This window comes from Microcoleus sp. Pol7_A1 (genome assembly GCF_036701085.1).
Classification (GTDB): domain Bacteria; phylum Cyanobacteriota; class Cyanobacteriia; order Cyanobacteriales; family Microcoleaceae; genus Microcoleus; species Microcoleus asticus.
Map to the genome: position 1 here is coordinate 1 of NZ_JAUBQD010000146.1, position 2186 is coordinate 2186.

Consider the following 2186-nt stretch of genomic DNA (forward strand, 5'->3'; position numbering starts at 1 on the left):
TACTTAAATGGCTTAATTGGTAAGCGAAGAAATGTTTGAGTATAAATACTCATCGCAAAAGTGACACGCTCCCGATCCTCCGCGTCTTCGAGCCCCACTGATAGTCTGAAAACCCCATCCCCTGCAAAGTTACGGTACGCCTCAGCCTGCGTCTCATTGAGTACGAAAGAGGTTTCTAGCATTTCCTGAGTCGAAATATAGTAGATAAGACTGCGCTGATGACCAAGGGATACAGCATAGTGAATAACTTGCAATCGCTGGGCAAAAGCTTGAGCAACGACTTGAGCATCTTTCGTCTGGAAAGCAATCATGCCCGAAAAGTTCCGCATCTGCCGTTTTGCTAATTCGTGTTGCGGATGGGAGGGTAGGCCTGGATAAATCATCTGTTTGACTTGAGGATGAGATTCCAGGAATTTTGCCACTTTCAGTGCATTTTCCTGATGAGCTTTCATGCGGATAGGCAATGTAGTGATCCCCCGCATGATCAGCCAAGCGTTAAATGGGCTAAGCGTCCCCCCCACATGAACCAGCACATCACGAATTCCTGATAGTTCATCGCTTGCTCCCAGAACTGCTCCACCAATTGCATCCCCGTGTCCACATAAATACTTGCTTAGCGAGTGGACGACAAAATCTGCACCTAAACTGAGGGGCTGAGTTGCTACAGGGGTGGCAAAGGTGGAATCAACCGAGAGCTTTGCACCAGCAGCATGAGCTATTTGTGCGAGCGCCCTAATATCCGACAATCTAACAATCGGGTTACAAGGGGTTTCAATATGAATCAGCTTGGTATTGGTTTGGATTGCTGCTTCTACAGCCTTCAAATCTGTTGTGTTGACTCGCGTTACCTGAATCCCAAAACTAGGAATCAATCCGTTCATCAACTCAGCCGCACCAACGTAGGCAACGTCGCTCATGACCAAGTGGTCGCCAGACTTAAGCTGGTGAAACATCAAGGCCCAAATGGCTGCCATACCGCTACCAAATGCCACACAAGCCTCAGCACCTTCTAAAGCTGCCAATTTTTGTTCTAGCTGTTGAACAGTTGGATTGCCCTCACGGGTATAGAAGAACGTTGTTTGACCCTGTATATTCTCAGCCGAGAAAGAAGTATCTGCATCGGTCACAAAAGATGATGACATTACAATATTGGGGGAGGAAGCACCAGTAGTGCTATCAGGTTTTTCTCCGGCATGAATTGCTGTCGTTTGCAACCCTTTAAACTCGAAATCATTTGCTGACATGAAGTGAAAGATCTCCTGAGTGATTTTTCCAGTTCAAAGTTTCCCTGTATTGCGGTGCCGATCGTCTGCTCGTCTAGAGCATTACTTTGCAGCAGTACACAAAAGAGAAAGGGTAAATATGGTTTGTGGGACTTTGCCTGCTGCTAGCAGTTAGAAGCAATAGTCAAAATCCGATTCTAAGTCAAAAAAGGCGATCGCCCCAGGGTGCAGGGTGAGGTACTTGAGTTTGCAGGGGGAGGTTAGGCGGGGAAACGCTTATATCCTGATGAAGCTGTAGCAGTTTTAAACCCTGGGTCAGGATATGAACCTATCTTGATGGTTGTAGGGGTTCTAAATCCAAGATGGGAAATTGATTTTCCTGAGCTACTTGCAACGATCGCAGACTATCTCGCCCTTGAGACACCTTAGAAAGTCTGCCCTTAACCTGCCTTCATACCAATATATTTGGGGAGATTTCCCAACTTAGGCATCCGAAGTGGGGCAAATCGTGCCTACTCTTCTTCTCACGGTTCGTTGATCCCTTCTAGACTTTCCATAATGTGAGGGTGAAGGAAGTCACTCCTTTGCTAATTCAACGGGTACTCAAGTGGCTGTGGCTACCGTGTACACACAACTGGATTATGAGCGAGTTTCCACCCTAAAAACATGGCTTCAAACTGCCGGAGTCCATGAACAAGAGTGGGCATTCCAGGAGGTCGCCCAGAGACATAACCAGACCAACCACCAACTCGAGCAATCAGCCAAACTGCCCAAGGCAAACAGGCTGGAGGATAGGGGTTTTGCTGCTTTTTTGTGTACCCTTCGAGAGTTGCGGCAAGTTGGGACAAGCATTGTTGTTGGTCAACAGAGAAAGCCACAGAAGCTGGTAAGGAATGAAAATTTAATAACATCAGCGATGTATAATAAATAAATGAGTGAATATGAATAGGTTTATGTTTCGGT

At 46.5% G+C, this 2186-nt stretch carries 1 protein-coding gene and 1 pseudogene; both read right to left on the reverse strand.

Annotated features, from left to right (window positions below; genetic code table 11):
• On the reverse strand, positions 1-1244 hold a 1244-nt coding region (locus QUA20_RS31560; RefSeq protein WP_333194274.1), incomplete at its 3' end, for a PLP-dependent aspartate aminotransferase family protein.
• Positions 1245-1840: 596 nt separating this feature from the next.
• A pseudogene (locus QUA20_RS31565) lies at positions 1841-2186 on the reverse strand (hypothetical protein); the annotation flags it as partial.